Below are 19,984 nucleotides of genomic sequence, written 5' to 3'. Positions count from 1 at the left end.
TCGTGTCGACACCCGTGAACCGCCAGCTGCTGCTGAAGACGCGCCCGGAAGGGCGGGTCGGCCGCGAACACTTTTCGCTCGTCGAAACCCCCGTGCCGGCGCTCGCCGACGGCGAAGTGCTCGTGCGCGTGCTGTATCTGTCGATGGATCCGACCAACCGCGTATGGATGAGCGACGTGCCGCAATACCTGCCGCCGGTCGCGATCGGCGAGGTGATGCGCGCGCTCGGCATCGGGCGCGTGGTCGCGTCGCGCCACGCGGGTTTCGCGGAAGGCGACCTCGTGCAGGGGCTCGTCGGCTGGCAGGACTATGCGGTCGTCGCGGCCGACCAGGCCGCGCAGCTCGTGAAGCTGCCCGCGCAGTCGGGCCTGCCGCTGCCGACGCTGCTCGGCGCGTGCGGGATGAGCGGCCTGACCGCGTACTACGGGCTGACCGACATCGCGCCGGTGCAGCCCGGCGAGACGCTCGTCGTGTCGGCGGCGGCCGGCTCGGTCGGCTCGATCGCCGGCCAGATCGGCAAGATCCACGGCGCACGGGTGGTCGGCATCGCGGGCGGCGCGGACAAGTGCCGCTACCTGACCGAGACGCTCGGCTTCGACGCGGCCGTCGACTACAAGGCCGACGATTTCCGTGAGCGGTTGAAAGCGGCGACGCCGGACGGCGTGCACGTGAACTTCGAGAACGTGGGCGGCGAAGTGATGCGCGCGGTGCTGTCGCGGATGGTGATCGGCGGGCGCGTCGCGCTGTGCGGCGTGATCTCGAACTACAACAGCGGCCGCGCGGCGGACGACGTCGGCGTGCTGATCTCGAAGCGCATCACGATGCGCGGCTTCCTGATCCTCGACTACCGCAAGAGCCGCGAAGCGGTGCAGACGCTCGCCGGCTGGCTGCGCGACGGCCGTCTCAAGGCCGAGGAAACCGTGGCCGACGGGCTCGAAAACGCCCCCGACGTGCTCAATCGCCTGTTCGACGGCGACCATCGCGGCAAGCTCGTGCTGCGCGTCGATCCGGACGCGTGAGCGCCCGTGCGCATTGAGTTCGAACCGGCGGATATCGTTTTAGGACTTGTCCCATAGATCGTTTCGGTTGCTCTCCTTACAGTAATCGCCAGCAAACGGCGGCGTGACATGCGCGTCACGCCGCCGTTTTTATTGGCGTGGCGAGACGGGAGGGAAACATGCGAACGAAGGCAACGTACGCGGCATCGGCGGTGATGCGCGATCGAACGATGCGGCGCAGGTGCGACAGGCTGCGGATCGTCGCAGTGGGGATCGGCATCGCGTGCGCGATGTCGGGTGCCGGCGCGGCCGGGCACGCGCATGCGGATGGCATCGTGCGATTCACCGGTGCGCTCGTCGATCTGTACGACGTGACATTCGACGCGCCGTCGATCGAAGCGGCGGACACCGCGACGGCGGCAACGCTCCGTTTCGATGCGCAAGGCCGGCGCCTGCCGGGTGTGCACGTGGCGCTCGTGAGGCCGGACGGCGAGCCGCTGGTGCAGTCGGCGGGAGCGGAGATTCGCGCGACCTGGCGCGATGCACGCGACGATCGAAGCGTGCCGCTCGTATCGGGGCGAGCTCATCGCATTGGCCCGCATGGCGGCGTGATGACGGTGGCCGCGCCGGAAATGCAAACGGGCGCCGTGGCGCCCGTCGTGATCAGGATTCGTCATCCGTGACGCGTGGAGTCATTCTCCCTGTTCGGAGCGCGCGTAGATGTCCCAGCTTGCCATGAACAGCGCGGCGACGAGCGGCCCGATCACGAAGCCGTTGATCCCGAACAGCGCCATCCCGCCGAGCGTCGAGACCAGCACGACCCAGTCGGGCATCTTCGTGTCCTTGCCGACGAGGATCGGGCGCAGCAGGTTGTCGACGAGGCCGATCACGCCGACGCAGAACGCGACGAGGATCACGCATTTCCAGATCGCGCCGATCGCGAGGAAGTAGAGCGCGGCGGGTATCCACACGAGGCTCGCGCCGATCGCCGGCAGCAGCGACAGGAACGCCATCAGCGCGCCCCACAGCACGACGCCCTCGATTCCGAGGATCCAGAAGATCAGGCCGCCGAGCGCGCCCTGCACGAGCGCGACCGCGATATTGCCTTTCACGGTTGCGCGCACAACGGTTGTGAACTTCGCGAGCAGCAGGTTCTTGTGCTCTTCGTCGAGCGGTATCGAGCGGCGTACGCGGCGGCCGATCTCGCCGCCGTCGCGCAGCAGGAAGAACAGCATGTACAGCATCACGCCGAAGCTGACGACGAACTGGAACGTGTTCTGGCCGATGCTGAGCGCCTGGGTGGCCGCGAACTGGCTGATCTGCGCGGCGCCGTCGGTCAGCTTCTTCTGGATGCCGGGGATGTTGGACAGCCCGTATTTCTGCAGCAGGTTCTGGATCGACGTCGGCAGCGCGTGAATGATGTCGTGGAAGTACCGCGAATAATTCGGCTGCGCGTCCTTCAGTTCCTGGTACACGTACGCGATTTCCTGTACGAGCGTCGCCGTGACGAACACGAGCGGCAGGATCACGATCAGGATGATCAGCGACATCGACACGAGCGCGGCGAGGTTGCGCCGCTTGCCGAAACGCGCGGCGAGCCAGCGCTGCACCGGCTGGAACAGGATCGCGAGAATGGTGCCCCAGAAGACGGCGCCGGAGAACGGCGCGAGTATCCAGCACAGTCCGACGGTGACCGCGAACAGCAGGAAATAGAAGAATTTTTGGTGATCGTGTCCGCTATCCATGGATGGTTCGCGCATTGATGCCTGGTTTGATTGAATCTCGTTGCCTCGGGCGCGATCGGCTCGCGAACGTCACGGGTTCGCGGCGAAGCACGCTGCGGGCGGCCCGACCGGCAGTATGCCCGCAAAGGTGTCGCCATCATAGCCGCTGCGCGCGGCGCACGCGAAAACGCCGCGGGCGAAGCCGCGGCGTTGGCGGGAAGGGGCGCGGCAGCGCCGCGCCGGATCGTCAGATGTGGAGCCGGGTGATCTTGGTGCCGTTCACCGACAGGTCGCCCATCAGGCCGGCGTTGGTCAGCACCAGTACCTGGACCGGTGCGGTGGCCGTGTTGGAATCGACCGCGCCGTTCGCGCCGACCTTCACGACCGCGACGGACGCGTCGGCGCCCGCCGACCAGCCTTCGGACTTGCGGAACGAGTCGAGCGCATCCTGCGTCATGAACAGGAACACGATCGCCTTCGATTGCGCGCCGGCCTGCAGACCGACCGACAGCGACGACGTGTTGTAGTAGCCGACGGTATTGCCGCCGACGCGCAGTGCGCCGTTGCCGGACTGGCCGCCGACGATCAGGCCGGCCTGCAGCACGTTCGGGAACACGAGCACGCCGCGCGACTTCGCGACGAGCTCACGCGAGCCCGGCACCGTCGAATAGAGGCGCGACAGCGTCGCGTTCACGCTCGCGTCGATCGACTGGCGTTTCGACGCGCTGGCTGCCGCGTTGTCGGGTTTGTCGGACGTCATGGTGCAACCGGCAAGGGCGAGACTGCCGACCATGACGGCGGTGGCGGCTTTCAGGGCGAGGGATTTCTGCATGGCGATTCTCCTTCGTTGTCGGGTTGAGGACGGACGGTCCGGGTGCGTGCAGCGGGGCGGCCGGCCCCGTTCAACGGCGGGAAGAAAGGAGCAGGCCGGCGACGAACGCGAGGCCCGCGACGACGCCCGCGGTCTGCCACGGGTTGTCGTGCACGGCTTGCGACACGCGTTCGGCGGATTCGCGCAGCCGGGCGGCCGCGGTGCCCGACGCGTAGTCGAGCGTGCTGCGCGCTTCGTCGAGCCGCGCCTGCACCCGCTTGCGCAACGCGGCGATATCGCCGTCGCCATCGTTCTTCAGCAGGTCTTCCAGTTCGTCGACCAGCCCGCGCAGATCGTCGGTCACATCCGCATGCAGGTCGTGGGCAGCCGAGCGCGTCGTGCGTCCGACACGCCGGCCGGTGCGACGGATTTCGGACAGGCCGCGATCCAGCTTGTGTTCGATCGAGTCGGTGAGCGCCATGGTGTTTATCCTCCTTCGATTTGATTTACAGGCCAATTTGAAGATAAGACGAATCCCAGCAACCTGTGTGATTCAAATCAGCCAATTGAGTTTCGAGACAAATTTTCAATTCGTCGGCAAGATCCCTTGGAAGCCCCGCGAGATGGGGCCGGACAGCGGTTGAAAAAATTTCGAGATCGAGCGAAGCGACATAAAGAAAACCATTGCCGGGCGTGAAAAGCCCGGTAAATATGGCGTCGCCCGGCCTGTCAGGTAAATAGTGCCGTTGCACGCGTTCTGTTGATGCAATTGCACTACTCGCCATACTTTCGTGGAGCAGGGTTTGTGCCCGCCCTGCTTCAGGTGGCGCCTTCCTCCAGCGCAAGGTCGATGACGACGGGATCATGATCCGACGAACGGTATGCATCGGGCGCGTAATAGGCGGCCTGTTGCGCCGGGGTTTTGTAATCGGGCACGGCTTGGAGTGCAATCGGTTCATCTGCATTGATGTGCCACGCATGCACGGCTTTCACGCGGGCGGCGAGTGGCGGCGTCGCGAGTGCGTGGTCGAGGTTGCCGGCTTCGCCGCGGAATACATACGTGTAGCCGGCATTGCCGGCGAAGCGGGCGACGAGGTTGGCGTAGCCGCGCGATTCGAGCGCGCGCAGCGGGTCTTCCTTCGCATAGCTGTTCAGATCGCCGATCAGCAGCACGCCGTCGGCCGCGGCGCCGGTCGGCGACGTCGCAAGCCACGCGGCGACGCGCTCGGCCGCGCGTGTGCGCGTTGCATTCCAGCAGCCCTGGCCGTCCGACTGGTCGAGATCCGGGCCGGTGGCGTGCGGGCAGTTCTTCGACTTCAGGTGGTTGACCGCGACCGTGAACGCGCGGGTGCCGCCGACGCGACGGAACGTCTGCGCGAGCGGCGGGCGATTCCGGCCGTCGAGCGCGACGGTCGCAGCGCGCCCGACGGGCTCGATCGTCCGGCTGTCATACAGCAGCGCGACCGCGATCGCATCGCGGCCGAGCCGTGCGGTGCCGGGGTCGACCGCACGCCAGCCGCCGCCGAGCCGGGCCGCGAGCCGCTGCACGGCGCTCGCCGGGCCGTGGCCGTTGTTCGCGATTTCCATCAGGCCGATCACGTCGGCGCGCAGTGCACGCAGCGCGGCCACGAGCTTCGCTTCCTGCCGCGCGAAGGCGGCGGGGGTTTTCGCGCCACGGCCGGACGGATCGCCGAAGCCGCCGCCCGCGCCGTCGCCGTTGAAATAGTTGAATACGTTGAACGACGCGACTCGCACGTCGGCTTGCGGATGCCGTGCCGGTGCATCGGCACGCGGATTCGACGCGGCCTCGAAGGCAGGCGGCGAGGACGATACGGGCTGCAATCGCCACGTGCCGAAGCGCAGTTCGAGCACACCTTCGATGCCGCGCACCGTGTAGCCCGCGCGCAGCGTGTTGGCGGCGCTGAGCGCAGGCGGCGGATAGCGGGCGGTTGCAGGGTTCACGCGGCTAGAACCGTCGTCGAGCACGATGCGGTTGCGTGCATTGGCCGCCGCGTGCGCAGCGGCTTCGGCCGGCGGCACCACGTGAGTCGGCATGTACAGGCGGCCATGGCTGAGCACGATGCTGCCGTAGCGGCCGAGTTCGTAAGTATCGCTGACCGTCAGCGTTTGCGGAAAGCGCACGCGCATGCCTTCATGCGCGGCGAATACGGCGTCACTATCGACCGGCAGCATCAGCGCGGCCGGCGTGACGCTCTGCCCGCGCGCGCAGACGGCCACGCGGCCTGACAGCGCGAGTTGCGTCCGGCCGTATTTCTGCTCGATCCTGCCGGTGACGTGCACGCGCTCGCCCGGCTGCACATGCGCATGCGGCGCATATACGAACAGGCCTTCCGGCACGCCCGGCCGGTGTCGCCGCTGCGCGTCCGCCTGCTGGACGAAGAATCCGCCGAAGCCATCGGGGCCGCCGAACGCTGCGGTGACGACCGCTTCGATCGACGTGGTGTGCCCGGCCAACGGCGAGCGGCCCGCGGGATGCCGGATGTCGGCGATCGCCGTGGTGGCGCCGCCGCAGCCCGTGCTCACCGGCGGCGCGGCGGTGGCGGGTGGAACGGACAGGACGAGAAAGGCGGCAAGCGCGAGCGATGACGGCAGGAGTGACATGGCGTGGCACACAGGAAGAAAATTCGAAGGTTCGGGAAGCATCTTGACGGCAAAATCGCGTGCCGCGATCGAATTGACCATCAGGCCAGTGCCGAATGGCCAACGATGACGGCAAGGCCGGCCGGGGCTGTTACGCTTCGCACCTGACGTGTCATTCCGGCCTGCGATCCGCACGCTTCCGCGCACGGCCCCCAACAGGAGATTTCCATGTCGTACATGCTGTTGATTGTCGAACCGACCGGCCAGCGCGCCGAACGCACGCTCGAAGACGGGCAGGCGCTTTACGCGCGGATGGTCGATTTCGCCGAGACGCTGAAAGCGCGCGGCGTGCTGCGCGGCGTCGAATCGCTGGAGCGCTCAGAACGCGCGACGCGCGTCGAGGTGCGCGACGGCGAGACGCGCCTCGTCGACGGCCCGTTCGCCGAGGCGAAGGAAATGGTCGGCGGCTTCTTCATCGTCGACGTCGACACGCGCGACGAAGCGATCGAGATCGCGCGCCAGTGCCCGGCGGCACAATGGTGCACGGTCGAAGTGCGCAAGGTCGGCCCGTGCTTCCTGTGACTGTAACGGCCGTGCCTTGGTGTTTACCCGCGCTCGTCGCGCGGCACGTCGATCCGGCAGCCTGTCGCCCGTCGTCCGGATAAGGCGCCGATGAACGGACGCCGCTTTCCACCGACGACAAGGAGTGAGCGATGCGATTCATGATCATGATCCGGGCGAACGCCGTCAGCGAATCCGACGCATTGCCGGACAACCGGCTGGTCGAGGCGATGACGGTCTATCACGAGGAACTGGCGAAGGCCGGCGTGCTGCTCGATGCAAACGGCCTGCGGTCGAGCGCGCGCGGCTGGCGCGTGCGGTACACCGGCGGCAAGGGCACGGTGATCGACGGCCCGTTCGCGGAGACGAAGGAACTGATTGCCGGCTATACGCTGATCCAGGTGCGCTCGCGCGACGAGGCGCTCGAGTGGACGCGCCGGTTCCCCGCGCCGTTCGGTGCGGAAATGGACTGCGAGATCGAGGTGCGTCCGCTGTTTGAGCTCGACGACCTGACGCCCAGCGACGCGGTCGAGCGGTTCCGCGAACTCCAGGTCGGACGCGGCCAGGCCGTCTGAATCCATCGTCGCCGGGAGCGAGCTTCATGCACAAGACGATCTTCATCAACCTGCCGGTGGCCGACCTGCCGCGCGCGACGGCGTTCTACGTCGCGCTCGGCTTCGAGGTCGTGCCGGCCTACACGACCGAGCAGGGCGCCTGCATCCGGATCAGCGACGCGATCTTCGTGATGCTGCTGGTGCGGCCGTTCTTCCAGACCTTCACCGGCAAGACCATCGTCGAACCGGCGACGCACGTGCAGGTACTCCCGTGCCTGTCGTGCGACAGCCGTGCCGAGGTCGACGCGGTGGTCGCGAAGGCGCGGGCGGCCGGTGGCGCCGTGCCGCGGCAGGCGCAAGAGTACCCGGGCATGTACAGCCACGATTTCGCCGATCCGGACGGCCACGAATGGGGGCTGGTATTCGTGGAGCAGGCCACGGCCGGGCAGGAGCCGGCGTCGTGACGCGCGAGGCGACCCATCGTGCGATCGAGGCCGTCTGGCGAATCGAGGCGCCGAAGATCATTGCCCGCGCCGCACGCGTGGTGCGCGACGTCGGCGTGGCCGAGGAACTCGCGCAGGACACGCTCGTCGCGGCGCTCGAGCATTGGCCCGTCGACGGCGTGCCCGACAACCCGGCCGCGTGGCTGATGACGGCCGTGAAGCGGCGCGCGCTCGACCGGGTCCGGCAGGAGTCGCTGCATGCGGCGAAGCGCGATCAGCTCGGGCATGAAATGGACGCGCTCGAAGCGCACGTCGTGCCCGACATCGCGGAGGCGCTCGCCGACGCGAGCGACGACGACATCGGCGACGATCTGCTGCGGCTGATCTTCACGTCGTGCCATCCGGTGCTGTCGACCGATGCGCGCGTCGCGCTCACGCTACGGCTGCTCGGCGGGCTGACCACGAGCGAGATCGCGCGTGCGTTCCTGGCGCCCGAGCCGACGATCGCGCAGCGCATCGTGCGCGCGAAGCGCACGCTGGCGGCGGCGCACGTGCCGTTCGAGGTGCCGTCCGCCGCCGCGCGGCCCGCACGGCTCGCGTCGGTGCTCGAAGTGATCTACCTCGTGTTCAACGAAGGGCACGCGGCAACCGCCGGCGACGACTGGACGCGCCCGGCGTTGTGCGACGAGGCGCTGCGTCTCGGCCGCGTGCTGGCCGGGCTCGTGCCGGACGAAAGCGAAGTGCTCGGGCTCGTCGCGCTGATGGAGCTGCAGGCGTCGCGCATGCATGCACGCACCGATGCGCAGGGGCGGCCGGTACTGCTGCTCGACCAGGACCGCAGCCGATGGGATCCGCTGCTGATCCGGCGCGGCCTCGCGGCGCTCGAGCGGGCGACCAAGCTCGGCGGCGTGCGCGGCCCGTATGCGCTGCAGGCCGCGCTGGCGGCGTGCCATGCACGCGCGCGGCACGCGTCGGAGACGGACTGGGCGCAGATCGTCGCGCTGTACGACGCGCTCGCCGAGGTCGCGCCGTCGCCGGTCGTCGAGCTGAACCGCGCGGTGGCGGTGGGGATGGCGTTCGGGCCGGCCGCGGCGCTGGAAATCGTCGACGTGCTGCGCGACGATCCGGCCCTCGCGCGCTATCACTGGCTGCCGAGCGTGCGCGGCGATCTGCTCGCGAAACTCGGCCGCACGGACGAGGCGAAGGTCGAGTTCCGTCGCGCGGCGGAATTGACCCGCAACGAGCGCGAAAGGGAATTGCTGCTCAAGCGGGCGACGGACGCATGACGCACGGCAAGCGCCGCCGGAGCGAGGGACCGAAACCGTCCCCAATTCCGTCGGCGCACTATCGCCCGGATTGAAAAAGCCTATTGGGTGATGCGATCGTGAGCGCCTAGATTAAAAGGCACGATGCGTGCGCCATCATGCACGCATCGTGCCCTACATACATCATCGGCCCGGCTTCGCACGCGGCTGCGCCGACTCGAACGGAGGCGCAAATGGCTCAACTCAAGGGCAGCAAAACCGAAGAGAACCTGAAGGCCGCATTCGCGGGCGAATCGCAAGCGAACCGGCGCTATCTGTATTTCGCTTCGAAGGCTGACGTCGAAGGCCAGAACGACATCGCCGCGCTGTTCCGCTCGACCGCCGAAGGCGAAACCGGCCATGCGCACGGCCACCTCGAATATCTCGAAGCAGTCGGCGATCCGGCGACGGGTTTGCCGTTCGGCTCGTCGCGGCTGAACCTCGAATCGGCGATCGCCGGCGAGACGCACGAATACACCGACATGTATCCGGGCATGGCGAAGGCGGCGCGCGACGAAGGCTTCGACGAAATCGCGAACTGGTTCGAGACGCTCGCGAAGGCCGAACGCAGCCACGCGAACCGCTATACGAAGGCGCTGGACGCACTCGTCGACTGACGCGGCCCTTGCCAAGGCCGCACGGCCCGGTCGGAGCATGTCGCCGGCCGGCGGCCGTGCGTCGATCGCTGCCCGCACCGCGCGGGCGGCGCGTCCGCGCGCATGCGCGCCACGCTGGAGCGCCCCATGCCCCACAAGGAAGGTAGCCTCGAAGCCCCGACCCGGCATCCGCTCGACTGGCAGTCCGAAGCGTTCTACGACCAGGCCGCGATCGATGCGGAAATGACGCGCGTGTTCGACATCTGTGCGGGGTGCCGGCGTTGTGTTTCGCTGTGCGGCGCATTCCCCACGCTGTTCGATCTCGTCGACGACACGCCGACGGGCACCATCGACGAAGTGCCGAAGGCGGCGTTCGGCAAGGTCGTCGACCAGTGCTATCTCTGCGATCTCTGCTACATGACGAAATGTCCGTACGTGCCGCCGCACGCATGGAACGTCGACTTCCCGCACCTGATGCTGCGCGGCAAGGCCGCGCGCTACCAGCGCGGCGAAGCGCCGCTGCGCGACAAGGTGCTGTCGAACACCGACGCGCTCGGCCATTTCGCGGGCATTCCGATCGTCACCCAGACGGTGAATGCGGTGAACCGCACGCCGCCCGCGCGGCACGCGCTCGAAGCGGCGCTCGGCGTCGATCGCGACGCGTGGCTGCCGGAGTTCGCGCCGCGCAAGTTCCGGCGCACCGCGAAGCGCTCGGATGGCCCGCCGGTGCGTGAGGGCGAGCGCACGCCCGGCAAGGTCGCGATCTACGCGACGTGCTACGTAAACTTCAACGAGCCGGGCATCGGCCACGACCTGCTCGCGATCCTCGCGCACAACGAAATTCCGTACGAGCTCGTCACGCGCGAAGCCTGCTGCGGCATGCCGTTGCTCGAGCAGGGCAATCTCGCGGGCGTCGCCGCGAAGAAGGCCGTGAACATGCCGGTGCTCGAGCGCTATGCGCGGGACGGCTACGCGCTGATCGGCGCGATCCCGAGCTGCGTGCTGATGTACAAGAGCGAACTGCCGCTGATGTTCCCCGACGACGAAGCCGTGCGCGCAGTGGCCGACGCATTCTGGGATCCGTTCGAATACGTGATCGCGCGGCATCGCGACGGTTTGCTGAAGACCGATTTCAAGCAGGGCCTCGGCACCGTGTCGTATCACGTGCCGTGCCACGCGCGCGTGCAGAACATCGGCCGCAAGACGGCCGACACGCTGTCGCTCGTGCCCGATACGCGCGTGAACGTGGTCGAGCGCTGTTCGGGGCACGCGGGCACGTTCGGCGTGAAGAAGGGCTTCCATGCGGACGCGATGCGGATCGGCGCGCCCGTGTTCAAGGCAATGGCCGAGCCGCAGCCGGACTTCGTGTCGTCGGACTGCGCGCTCGCCGGCCATCACATCGTGCAGGGCATCGACGAGAAGGGGCTGCCGGCCGCGCCGCTCGCGCATCCGTTGACGCTGCTGCGCCGCGCGTACGGCATCTGAGGCGGCCGCCCGGCGAACCCATCGACTCCCATCCGAGGACATCCCATGACGCTGACCCGCGACTCGCTGCTCACGCTCGAAGCGTACGCGAAGATCCGCAAGACCGAACACGCACGGCTCGTCGCGTACAAGCGCCGCCGCGCGGTGGCGCTCGGCAACCATCTGCGCTTGCTGTTCGAGGACGAGACCACGATCCGCTATCAGATCCAGGAGATGCTGCACATCGAGAAGATCTTCGACGAGGCGGGCATCGAAGGCGAACTGGAAGCCTATCTGCCGCTCGTGCCCGACGGCACCAACCTGAAGGCGACGCTGCAGATCGAATACGAGCACGAGGCCGAACGCCGAGCGGCGCTCGCGCGGCTGATCGGCGTCGAGGATCGCGTGTACCTGCAGGTCGACGGGCATCCCGCCGTGTATGCGATCGCCGACGAGGATCTCGATCGCGACAACGCGGAGAAGACGTCCGCCGTACATTTCGTGCGCTTCGAATTGAGCGCGCCGATGCGCGCGGCACTCAAGGACGGCGCGACGCTGTCGATCGGCTGCGACCACCCGGCCTATACGATGCCGCCGCAACCATTGGACGCGGACGTGACCGCGTCGCTCGCCGGCGATCTGCGCTGATCTACGGTCGCGCGCATCGTTTCGACGCTTCCACCCGCTCTATCGCGCGACCGACTGCCCTTCAGTCCGAGGATGTAACAAGTCTGTCCGCGCTTGCATGCCGGGAAACAATGTGCATTGCACGTCAGGTCGCTTTCATTACTCGCAGGTAAACAATAAAAAGATTGTGCACGGAGATAATTCGGTTCAGCGGTATTTGAACGATTTACCGATCCGTGAATATCTTGTTACGAAATTTTCCCTGATTTACCGATTTTAGGCGGCAATCTCCGCGATTGTTACGGCGCAGGGTCGGAACAGCCGGGAAGCGCCGCCGGCCGCGCGTCGGGCGCACCCCGCAGAGCCCCGCCAGACGGGGCTTCCCAGCCTCACGCATAAAGATCGCGTAAAAAAATTCAAGCGTAAATGGTTTGCGCATCCATGGCAGGTTGTTTCAGTACGTAACATTAAGTCATTGTCATATTGAGAGAAACCCTGAGGATGGTATGCTTCGTGCACAAAAATTCCCACATTGGAGTGAGACCGTGATTTGTGCGCCATTGCCGGGAATGGCGGCACCGTGAACGTGCGGTGTCGCGCCGGCATGCACAACATTCGGATAACCATAATGTGCAACCGGGCCGCCCCGTCACGCGATGCGTGACGACGGCGCCGACAATCGCAGCCCGGCCTGGCTGCGTGGAGAGATCTACTATGTTCTTCGATGAGCTTAACGATGAAGAGTGGGTTCGTCTTTCAACGCTGATCGCCGATGAACCCATCCGGCTGAACCGTCGAGGCCGCCCACGTGCAGAACCGCGCGTTGTCGCCAACGCGGTCCTGTGGATCCTGACGACCGGTGAAGCATGGTCGAAATTGCCCGGGCGCTATCCGTCCGGGCCGACGTGCCGTCGCCGCTACGAAGAGTGGCTCGCGAACGGCACGCTGTTGCAGATGATCGACGTGCTGACTCAATTCAGCGGGCGTACGTTCGCGTATGTGCCGCCGCCGCCCGTGCCCGCGGCGCCCGCGTGCCGTGCCGAGCCGGTGCCCGACAACGATCGTCTGCGCGGCGTGTTCTGGCAGAACCCCGAGTCGTGGCAATTGCCGGTCGCGCAGGCAAACGTTTGGGATGGCGAGGGCGCGACGGTGGCCGCGAGGCCGAGTACCGGCACGGACCAATCGTCCGGTGCGTCGTTCGCTGTGCCCGGTGCGCAGCCTGCCGGGCTGCGTCGCGGGCGGGCGGGCGCGACGAGCTTCGCCGCGGCCGAGCCGCAAGTCGACGAGTATCGCGGCTATACGATCTATGGCAGCGCGCAGCCGGTGCAGAACCTGATGTACCGCGCGTGGGCCGAGATCATGCAGGACGACCGGCGCGTCGAGCGCTCGGGCCTGATCGGCCCGCGCTTCACCGACGCGGAAGCCGCGGAGCAGTACGCGCTCGACTGGGCGCGCCAATGGATCGATCGCCATGGTGCGAGCGACGAGCCGGTGCGCGTGCCGCAAAGCGAAGTGCTGGCCGGCCTGTCCGCGCTGGCGCGTGCGGAGTCGGACATCAAGCGCTTCATCGCCGAGCGTCGCGCGGGCGTGCTGTCCGAGGGCCGCAATGATCCGGTGCAGTCGGAGCGCCGCGAGTATGCGTATCGGGTGGGTTGATCGTCATCCGAACGAAAACGCGCGGGTCGTCGTGTGTCACGGCGCCCGCGCGTTGTTTTTTGTCTCCTCCATCCGCGTGATGCAGGGCGCACCGTCGATACGGCGCACCCCGCATCCGCTGCGTCACTGGCGTCCGTAGGTATCGTCGTAGCGGACGATGTCGTCCTCGCCGAGATACGCGCCCGACTGCACTTCGATCAGCTCGAGCGGCATCTTGCCCGGGTTCTCGAGACGGTGCGACACGCCGAGCGGGATGTACGTCGATTCGTTCTCGGACAGCAGGAAGGTTTCCTCGCCGCGCGTGATGCGCGCGGTGCCGCGCACGACGATCCAGTGTTCGGCGCGGTGATGGTGCATCTGCAGCGACAGTCGCGCGCCCGGCTTCACGACGATGCGCTTCACCTGGAAGCGCTCGCCCATGTCGACCGAGTCGTAATGGCCCCACGGACGGTGCACTTTGCGGTGATCGGTCGCTTCCGCGCCGCGTGCGGCCTTGATGCGCCCGACGATTTTCTTCACGTCCTGCACGCGGGACTTGTCGGCGACGAGCACGGCGTCGGGCGTTTCGACGACGACCAGATTCTGCGTGCCGACGCACGCGACGAGCCGGCTTTCCGAATGCGCGAAAGTCGACGTGGCGTCTTCGAACAGCACGTGGCCGCGGCCGACGTTCTCGGCATCGTCCTTCGGCAGGATCTGCCAGATCGCGTCCCACGAGCCGACGTCCGACCAGCCCGCGTCGAGCGGCACGACGACGCTTTCGCACAGCTGCGGCAGGTTCGCGAGCGGCTCCATCACCGCATAGTCGATCGAGTTCGACGGCGAAGCGGCAAATGCGTCGCGATCGACGCGGAAGAAGTCGCCGTCTTCCTTGCCGTTGGCGACGGCCTGCTCGCAGGCCGCGTAGATCTCGGGTTCGAGCTGGCGGATCGCGTTGAGCCACACCGATGCGCGCACGATGAAGATGCCGCTGTTCCACCAGTATTCGCCGGACGCGACGTACTGCTGCGCGAGTTCGAGATGCGGCTTCTCGACGAAGCGGTCGAGACGGCGCACGTCGAGGTCGCCGGTGCCGGCGTCGCCGAGCGGCGCGCCGACGCGGATATAGCCGTAGCCCGTTTCGGCGCGGCCCGGCACGATGCCCATCGTCGCGATCTTGCCTTGCGCCGCGCAGTGCACGCCGGCCGCGACCGCCGCATGAAAGCGCGGCTGGTCGGCCACCGCGTGGTCGGCCGGCATCACGGTCATCACGGCATCGCTGCCGCCGGCGACGATGCGCAGCGCGGCGAGCGTCAGCGCGGGCGCGGTGTCGCGGCCGAGCGGCTCGAGCATGATCGAAGCACGCTTGCCGGTCAGGCGCAGTTGTTCGGCGGTCGTGAAGCGGTGATCCTCGCCGCATACGATCAGCACGTCGTCGTTCAGCGGATGACCGGTCGAGAGGCCGTCGAGCCTCAGCGCGGTGGATTGCAGCAGCGAATGATCGCCGAGCAGGCCGATCAGCTGCTTCGGATAGTGTTCGCGCGACATCGGCCACAGACGCGTGCCCGAACCGCCGGCGAGAATCACCGGCTGCACCGCGACGCGCGTACCGGCGTCGGTTGCGGCGGAAGAAGATGGGCGCGTATCGGCTACCACGGCCGGAGCATTCATGATGACACTCTCCTCGATTGAAGTCAGTGCCTGTTTGTAGCATGAAGTAAATCGACAATAAAACCGCGCGCCTTGCACGATATTCGTCGCGCACGTTCGTCGCGCGCATATCCGGGAAAATTTTCCGCGATGACATCCGACGCAAAGAAAAAATAAAAAATAATTCCGCGAATCGCGCGCGCATGCCTTGCCGCAAAGGCTCGGCGAGAACCGTAAAGTTTTCAAAAAATGCCCCGATTCGGGCTCGATTCGGGAAAACGTGCCGATTTAATTCAAGAATATCGCGGCAAGAATTTCCGATTATTTTTCGAAATACTTGTGCGCTTGAGGATGAATTTTCTTACCGCTTCAATAGCGTCATGCAACGTTTGAATCGAATGTGCGGCACGGGCTGCACGAGGAGCTGTTCGGCAAACGCCTGTTCAAAGAGGAAGCGAACATGTTGAGCGTGCTGGCGAGAGTCATCGATATCGCGATGGTCGTGGTGGGGGCGTTGATCGCCGCCGCGCTGCACGGCGGCAGCATCTGGCTCAACGATCTGCAACGCACGACGGTGTTGTTCGACTGCTTGCTGGTCGTCGTGTTCTTTCCGGCGATGGGCATCTATCAGTCGTGGCGCGGCAAGCGTCTCGTCGGGCTGGTGGGGCGTGTCGCGTTCGCGTGGCTCGTGGTCGAGCTCGCGGGCATCCTGATGAGCTTCAGCTTTCACCAGTCGGGCGATCTGTCGCGGCTGTGGCTCGGCTACTGGGCGCTCGTGACGATGGCACTGCTCGCCGGCTCGAAGGCGTGCGTGCACGTCGTGCTGCGACAACTGCGGCGCGGCGGCTACAACCTGAAGGCGGTCGCGATCGTCGGCGGTACGCCGGCCGCGCGGCGGCTGATCGCGCAGATGCGGGCGCGCCCGGAAGCGGGCTTCAACCCGGTGTGCGTCTACGACGAAAGCGAAGTGCCGGGCGAAGTCGCGCTCGACGACGTGCGCATCGAGCGGCAGTTCGAATCGCTGGTGTGGCTGGTGCGCAGCCGCGCGATCAGCGAGCTGTGGCTCACGCTGCCGATCACGGAGGAGCGGCGGATTCACCAGATCGTGACGGTGTTCCGCCACGACTTCGTGAATATCCGCTTCATTCCGGACGTGCGCACGCTGTCGTTCTTCAACCAGGAAGTGGTCGAGGTGCTCGGCGTGCCGGCGATCAACCTCGCGGCGTCGCCGATCACCGACGTGCGGATCCTGCCGAAGTTCGTGTTCGACCGGCTGTTCGCGCTGGCGGCGCTCACGGCGCTGGCGCCGCTGATGCTGCTGATCGCATGCCTGATCAAGCTGACGTCGCGCGGGCCGGTGTTCTTCCGCCAGAAACGCAAGGGCATCGACGGGCACGAGTTCGAGATCTACAAGTTTCGCTCGATGAAGGTGCATCAGGAAGTCGCGGGGCAGGTCACGCAGGCGACCAAGAACGATACGCGCGTGACGCCGGTCGGCCGCTTCCTGCGCCGCACGAGCCTCGATGAACTGCCGCAGTTCATCAACGTGCTGAAGGGCGAGATGTCGGTGGTCGGCCCGCGGCCGCATGCGCTCGCGCACGACGACATCTACAAGGATCTGGTGAAGGGCTACATGTTCCGCTACCGGATCAAGCCGGGCATCACCGGCTGGGCGCAGATCAACGGCTTTCGCGGCGAGACCGATCAGATCGAGAAGATGATGGGGCGCGTGAAGCTCGATCTGTACTACATGCAGAACTGGTCGTTCTGGCTCGACATCAAGATCGTCGTGCTGACGCTCTGGAAAGGCTTCACCGGCAGCAACGCTTATTGACGCACGCCCGCTCAGGCGTTTCGGTTTTACGAATTTCGAATCATTGGTCACGAGGTCCGACACATCATGAATCTGACTATCATCGGCAGCGGTTACGTAGGACTTGTCACCGGCGCCTGTCTCGCCGACATCGGGCACGACGTGTTCTGTCTCGACGTCGATCAGGCGAAGATCGACATCCTGAACAACGGCGGCGTGCCGATCCACGAGCCGGGCCTCAAGGAAGTCATCGCGCGCAATCGCGCGGCGGGCCGCCTGCGCTTCTCGACCGACATCGAGGCCGCGGTCGCGCACGGCGACGTGCAGTTCATCGCGGTCGGCACGCCGCCCGACGAGGACGGCTCGGCCGACCTGCAGTACGTGCTCGCGGCGGCGCGCAACATCGGCCGCTACATGAAGGGCTTCAAGGTGATCGTCGACAAGTCGACGGTGCCGGTCGGCACGGCCGAGCGCGTGCGCGCGGCGGTCGCCGAGGAACTCGCGAAGCGCGGCGACGACCAGATGTTCTCGGTCGTGTCGAATCCGGAATTCCTGAAGGAAGGCGCGGCGGTCGACGATTTCACGCGGCCGGACCGCATCGTGATCGGCTGCGACGACGACGTGCCGGGCGAGCGCGCGCGCGAACTGATGAAGAAGCTCTACGCGCCGTTCAACCGCAACCACGAACGCACGCTGTACATGGACGTGCGCTCGGCCGAATTCACGAAATACGCGGCGAACGCGATGCTCGCGACCCGCATCTCGTTCATGAACGAGCTCGCGAACCTGGCCGACCGCTTCGGCGCGGACATCGAGGCCGTGCGCCGCGGGATCGGTTCCGATCCGCGCATCGGCTACCACTTCCTGTATGCGGGCTGCGGCTACGGCGGCTCGTGCTTCCCGAAGGACGTCGAGGCGCTGATCCGCACGGCCGACGAGCATGGCCAGTCGCTGCAGATCCTGAAGGCCGTGTCGTCGGTCAACGCGACGCAAAAGCGCGTGCTCGCCGACAAGATCGTCGCGCGCTTCGGCGAGGACCTGACCGGCCGCACGTTCGCGATCTGGGGCCTGGCGTTCAAGCCGAACACCGATGACATGCGCGAGGCGCCGAGCCGCGAGCTGATCGCCGAGCTGCTGTCGCGCGGTGCGCGCATCGCCGCATACGATCCGGTCGCGCAGCAGGAAGCGCGCCGCGTGCTCGCGCTCGATCTCGCCGATCACCCGAGCTGGCTCGAACGCCTGACCTTCGTCGACGACGAGGCGCAGGCCGCACGCGATGCCGACGCGCTCGTGATCGTCACCGAATGGAAGGCGTTCAAGAGCCCGGATTTCATCGCGCTTGGCCGGCAGTGGAAGTCGCCGGTGATCTTCGACGGCCGCAATCTGTACGAGCCGGAAGCGATGAGCGAGCAGGGTATCGAATACCACCCGATCGGCCGCCCCGGCTCGCGTCAGGCCGTCGCCGCCCGCGTGTCGGGCGCCGCGCGCGCGAACGCGTAACCCGCGCGTCACCGTTCCCCGTTACCCGATTCGAGACGCCATGTTCCGCAACATCCTGATCGTCTGTCACGCGAACGTCTGCCGCAGCCCGGCAGCCGAAATGCTGTTCAAGTCGCACACCGCGTCGCGCGGCGGCCCGCGCGTGACGTTCCATTCCGCGGGGGTGCGCGCGAACGACGGCGACGGCATCGATCCGGTGATGCGGCAACTGCTCGCCGAGCGCGGCGTCGATGCGACGACGCACCGGTCGCGTCGGCTGTCGCGCCGGCTCGTGCGCGACGCCGACCTGATTCTCGTCAGCGAGCGCGGACAGATCGCGGCCGTCGAATCGGTCGATCCGTTCGCGCGCGGCAAGGTTCACCTGCTTGGCAAGTGGGAGGACGCCGAGATCGCGGATCCGCATGGCGGCCCCGAGGCCGACTATCGCGAGAGCTACTCATTGATCGAACGTCTGGTTCAAGGATGGCTGCAAAAACTATGCTGAAACGTCCCATGCGCCCGCTGGCGCTCGCCGTCGCGATGACGACATTCCTGTCGGCCTGCGCGACCGCGCCCGGCAACTATCTCGATTCGTCGAACCTGAAGGACGAAGGCCGCCAGGGCCAGGCCGAAACCTATCCGGTTCATTACATCGACGCGAAGCTGGTGATGGATCAGCTGCAGAAGCAGCAGGTCGAGCACCCGCTGCCGCCGGGCCGTTACACCGATCCGTCGCAGTACGTCTACCGCGTCGGCCCGCAGGACATCCTCGGCGTCACGGTGTGGGATCACCCCGAGCTGACGACGCCGCAGGGCCAGTCGTTCTCGAGCGGCGGCAACACGACGCAGTCGGTCGCGGGCGCGCTCCAGCAGCCGTATACGACCGCGCTGCCGGGTCAGGCCGATCCGTACGGCCAGACCGTGTCCGCCGACGGCTCGATCTTCTTCCCGTTCGTCGGCCGCATTCACGTGGCGGGCAAGACGGTCGCGCAGATCCGCGAGCAGATGTCGTCCACGCTCGCGCGCTATGTGAAGAATCCGCAGCTCGACGTGCGCGTGCTGTCGTTCCGCAGCCAGAAGATACAGGTGACGGGCGAGGTGAAGCAGCCGGGCCCGCTCGCGGTGAGCGACGTGCCGCTGACGCTGGTCGACGCGATCTCGCGCTCGGGCGGCTCGACCAACGAGGCCGACCTGCAGCGCGTGCGCCTGACGCGCGACGGCAAGCTCTACACGCTCGACGCGAACGGCGTGCTCGATCGCGGCGAAGTGAAGCAGAACGTGATGCTCCAGCCGGGCGACATCGTCAACGTGCCGGACCGCAGCGACAGCCGCGTGTTCATCATGGGCGAGGTCAAGACGCCGGTCACGGTGCCGATGCTCAAGGGCAGGCTGACCATCGCCGACGCGCTCACCGCCGGCGGCGGCATCCTCGACACCGATGCGAACCCGCGCAAGATCTACGTGATGCGCGGGATGCGTGACAACCCGACGAAGCCGGAAGTGTATCGCCTCGACATGACGCAGCCGGATGCGCTGATGCTGTCGAGCCGCTTCCCGCTCCAGCCGCTCGACGTCGTCTACGTCAGCACGGCCGGCTCGGTGCAGTTCAACCGTGTGCTGCAGCAGGTGTTGCCGACGATCCAGACGATCTTCTACATGCGGCAGATCACGCGCTGATAGCCCGCCGGGGCGGCACCTGCCCCCCGGCACCACTCAAGCGGGAA

General features: G+C 66.6%; 20 protein-coding genes. 14 read left to right on the top strand and 6 right to left on the bottom strand.

All coding sequences use genetic code 11. The annotated features are described in order from the left end of the window. Positions 1-2: 2 nt before the first annotated feature. Positions 3-1,019: an NADP-dependent oxidoreductase gene (locus SB771_RS02370; protein ID WP_175659620.1), complete on the top strand. Its 1,017-nt coding sequence runs from the start codon at positions 3-5 to the stop codon at positions 1,017-1,019. Between the two features lie 158 nt (positions 1,020-1,177). Next, positions 1,178-1,681 (top strand): thioesterase, encoded by a 504-nt coding sequence (locus tag SB771_RS02365; RefSeq protein ID WP_175659619.1) that lies wholly within the window; start codon positions 1,178-1,180, stop codon positions 1,679-1,681. Between the two features lie 9 nt (positions 1,682-1,690). Here the strand turns inward: SB771_RS02365 and SB771_RS02360 are convergent, their stop codons facing one another. The 5 genes from SB771_RS02360 to SB771_RS02340 all read right to left on the bottom strand — a co-directional run bounded on the left by SB771_RS02360 (position 1,691) and on the right by SB771_RS02340 (position 6,155). Further along, on the bottom strand, positions 1,691-2,743 hold the full coding sequence (locus SB771_RS02360; protein ID WP_105830088.1) for an AI-2E family transporter: 1,053 nt from the start codon (positions 2,741-2,743) through the stop codon (positions 1,691-1,693). Positions 2,744-2,969: 226 nt separating this feature from the next. Beyond that, the gene (locus SB771_RS02355; RefSeq protein ID WP_012365579.1) at positions 2,970-3,554 is read right to left on the bottom strand and encodes a YSC84-related protein; all 585 of its coding nucleotides are present in this window, start codon (positions 3,552-3,554) and stop codon (positions 2,970-2,972) included. Between the two features lie 70 nt (positions 3,555-3,624). Then, positions 3,625-4,014 carry a YqjD family protein gene (locus SB771_RS02350; protein ID WP_011660445.1) on the bottom strand — a complete coding sequence of 130 codons (390 nt, stop codon included), beginning with the start codon at positions 4,012-4,014 and terminating at the stop codon, positions 3,625-3,627. Positions 4,015-4,039: 25 nt separating this feature from the next. Next, on the bottom strand, positions 4,040-4,318 hold the full coding sequence (locus SB771_RS02345) for a hypothetical protein (protein ID WP_175659618.1): 279 nt from the start codon (positions 4,316-4,318) through the stop codon (positions 4,040-4,042). 34 nt (positions 4,319-4,352) lie between these two features. Beyond that, positions 4,353-6,155 carry an ExeM/NucH family extracellular endonuclease gene (locus SB771_RS02340; RefSeq protein ID WP_175659617.1) on the bottom strand — a complete coding sequence of 601 codons (1,803 nt, stop codon included), beginning with the start codon at positions 6,153-6,155 and terminating at the stop codon, positions 4,353-4,355. A gap of 207 nt (positions 6,156-6,362) precedes the next feature. On the opposite strand from SB771_RS02340, the gene SB771_RS02335 reads away from it, so the two are divergent. The 8 genes from SB771_RS02335 (at position 6,363) to SB771_RS02300 (ending at position 13,339) form a co-directional block, all read left to right on the top strand. Further along, positions 6,363-6,716, top strand: a complete 354-nt coding sequence (locus SB771_RS02335) for a YciI family protein (protein WP_011660447.1) — start codon at positions 6,363-6,365, stop codon at positions 6,714-6,716. A gap of 131 nt (positions 6,717-6,847) precedes the next feature. Further along, positions 6,848-7,270 (top strand): YciI family protein, encoded by a 423-nt coding sequence (locus SB771_RS02330; protein WP_175659616.1) that lies wholly within the window; start codon positions 6,848-6,850, stop codon positions 7,268-7,270. 26 nt (positions 7,271-7,296) lie between these two features. After that, positions 7,297-7,713 carry a VOC family protein gene (locus SB771_RS02325; RefSeq protein WP_175659615.1) on the top strand — a complete coding sequence of 139 codons (417 nt, stop codon included), beginning with the start codon at positions 7,297-7,299 and terminating at the stop codon, positions 7,711-7,713. Then, positions 7,710-8,978 carry an RNA polymerase sigma factor gene (locus SB771_RS02320; RefSeq protein WP_166724188.1) on the top strand — a complete coding sequence of 423 codons (1,269 nt, stop codon included), beginning with the start codon at positions 7,710-7,712 and terminating at the stop codon, positions 8,976-8,978. Before SB771_RS02325 ends, SB771_RS02320 begins: the two co-directional genes overlap by 4 nt. Positions 8,979-9,190: 212 nt before the next feature. After that, positions 9,191-9,613, top strand: coding sequence for a rubrerythrin family protein (locus SB771_RS02315; protein ID WP_006752513.1), 423 nt, complete (start codon positions 9,191-9,193; stop codon positions 9,611-9,613). A 126-nt stretch (positions 9,614-9,739) separates the two neighbouring features. Beyond that, a complete protein-coding gene (locus tag SB771_RS02310) occupies positions 9,740-11,077 on the top strand; it encodes a heterodisulfide reductase-related iron-sulfur binding cluster (protein WP_175659614.1) in 1,338 nt (445 codons plus the stop codon). A 45-nt stretch (positions 11,078-11,122) separates the two neighbouring features. Next, a complete protein-coding gene (locus SB771_RS02305) occupies positions 11,123-11,704 on the top strand; it encodes a DUF3501 family protein (RefSeq protein WP_175659613.1) in 582 nt (193 codons plus the stop codon). A 693-nt stretch (positions 11,705-12,397) separates the two neighbouring features. Then, complete coding sequence (locus tag SB771_RS02300; protein ID WP_105830092.1) at positions 12,398-13,339, top strand: transposase; 942 nt, start codon at positions 12,398-12,400, stop codon at positions 13,337-13,339. Positions 13,340-13,462: 123 nt separating this feature from the next. Here the strand turns inward: SB771_RS02300 and SB771_RS02295 are convergent, their stop codons facing one another. Next, the gene (locus SB771_RS02295; protein WP_011660455.1) at positions 13,463-14,989 is read right to left on the bottom strand and encodes a mannose-1-phosphate guanylyltransferase/mannose-6-phosphate isomerase; all 1,527 of its coding nucleotides are present in this window, start codon (positions 14,987-14,989) and stop codon (positions 13,463-13,465) included. A 439-nt stretch (positions 14,990-15,428) separates the two neighbouring features. On the opposite strand from SB771_RS02295, the gene SB771_RS02290 reads away from it, so the two are divergent. The 4 genes from SB771_RS02290 to SB771_RS02275 all read left to right on the top strand — a co-directional run bounded on the left by SB771_RS02290 (position 15,429) and on the right by SB771_RS02275 (position 19,937). Then, positions 15,429-16,802, top strand: a complete 1,374-nt coding sequence (locus SB771_RS02290) for an undecaprenyl-phosphate glucose phosphotransferase (RefSeq protein ID WP_041491740.1) — start codon at positions 15,429-15,431, stop codon at positions 16,800-16,802. 66 nt (positions 16,803-16,868) lie between these two features. After that, positions 16,869-18,281 (top strand): UDP-glucose dehydrogenase family protein, encoded by a 1,413-nt coding sequence (locus SB771_RS02285; protein ID WP_175659612.1) that lies wholly within the window; start codon positions 16,869-16,871, stop codon positions 18,279-18,281. A 40-nt stretch (positions 18,282-18,321) separates the two neighbouring features. Next, entirely contained in the window at positions 18,322-18,765 is a 444-nt protein-coding gene (locus SB771_RS02280; RefSeq protein WP_006752506.1) for a low molecular weight protein-tyrosine-phosphatase, read from the top strand. Continuing rightward, entirely contained in the window at positions 18,759-19,937 is a 1,179-nt protein-coding gene (locus SB771_RS02275) for a polysaccharide biosynthesis/export family protein (RefSeq protein ID WP_011660458.1), read from the top strand. Before SB771_RS02280 ends, SB771_RS02275 begins: the two co-directional genes overlap by 7 nt. Positions 19,938-19,984 lie beyond the last annotated feature (47 nt).

The sequence above is a fragment of the Burkholderia sp. SIMBA_051 genome (genome assembly GCF_046534915.1).
Lineage (GTDB): Bacteria > Pseudomonadota > Gammaproteobacteria > Burkholderiales > Burkholderiaceae > Burkholderia > Burkholderia ambifaria.
This window is presented reverse-complemented; position numbering and strand designations above follow the sequence as displayed.

Excerpts from the sequence above, each read along its gene's own strand:
- SB771_RS02365 (WP_175659619.1), top strand. The coding sequence starts at position 1,178 with ATGCGAACGAAGGCAACGTACGCGGCATCGGCGGTGATGCGCGATCGA.
- SB771_RS02360 (WP_105830088.1), bottom strand. The coding sequence starts at position 2,743 with ATGGATAGCGGACACGATCACCAAAAATTCTTCTATTTCCTGCTGTTC.
- SB771_RS02355 (WP_012365579.1), bottom strand. The coding sequence starts at position 3,554 with ATGCAGAAATCCCTCGCCCTGAAAGCCGCCACCGCCGTCATGGTCGGC.
- SB771_RS02350 (WP_011660445.1), bottom strand. The coding sequence starts at position 4,014 with ATGGCGCTCACCGACTCGATCGAACACAAGCTGGATCGCGGCCTGTCC.
- SB771_RS02345 (WP_175659618.1), bottom strand. The coding sequence starts at position 4,318 with ATGGCGAGTAGTGCAATTGCATCAACAGAACGCGTGCAACGGCACTAT.
- SB771_RS02340 (WP_175659617.1), bottom strand. The coding sequence starts at position 6,155 with ATGTCACTCCTGCCGTCATCGCTCGCGCTTGCCGCCTTTCTCGTCCTG.
- SB771_RS02335 (WP_011660447.1), top strand. The coding sequence starts at position 6,363 with ATGTCGTACATGCTGTTGATTGTCGAACCGACCGGCCAGCGCGCCGAA.
- SB771_RS02330 (WP_175659616.1), top strand. The coding sequence starts at position 6,848 with ATGCGATTCATGATCATGATCCGGGCGAACGCCGTCAGCGAATCCGAC.
- SB771_RS02325 (WP_175659615.1), top strand. The coding sequence starts at position 7,297 with ATGCACAAGACGATCTTCATCAACCTGCCGGTGGCCGACCTGCCGCGC.
- SB771_RS02315 (WP_006752513.1), top strand. The coding sequence starts at position 9,191 with ATGGCTCAACTCAAGGGCAGCAAAACCGAAGAGAACCTGAAGGCCGCA.
- SB771_RS02310 (WP_175659614.1), top strand. The coding sequence starts at position 9,740 with ATGCCCCACAAGGAAGGTAGCCTCGAAGCCCCGACCCGGCATCCGCTC.
- SB771_RS02305 (WP_175659613.1), top strand. The coding sequence starts at position 11,123 with ATGACGCTGACCCGCGACTCGCTGCTCACGCTCGAAGCGTACGCGAAG.
- SB771_RS02300 (WP_105830092.1), top strand. The coding sequence starts at position 12,398 with ATGTTCTTCGATGAGCTTAACGATGAAGAGTGGGTTCGTCTTTCAACG.
- SB771_RS02295 (WP_011660455.1), bottom strand. The coding sequence starts at position 14,989 with ATGAATGCTCCGGCCGTGGTAGCCGATACGCGCCCATCTTCTTCCGCC.
- SB771_RS02290 (WP_041491740.1), top strand. The coding sequence starts at position 15,429 with ATGTTGAGCGTGCTGGCGAGAGTCATCGATATCGCGATGGTCGTGGTG.
- SB771_RS02285 (WP_175659612.1), top strand. The coding sequence starts at position 16,869 with ATGAATCTGACTATCATCGGCAGCGGTTACGTAGGACTTGTCACCGGC.
- SB771_RS02280 (WP_006752506.1), top strand. The coding sequence starts at position 18,322 with ATGTTCCGCAACATCCTGATCGTCTGTCACGCGAACGTCTGCCGCAGC.
- SB771_RS02275 (WP_011660458.1), top strand. The coding sequence starts at position 18,759 with ATGCTGAAACGTCCCATGCGCCCGCTGGCGCTCGCCGTCGCGATGACG.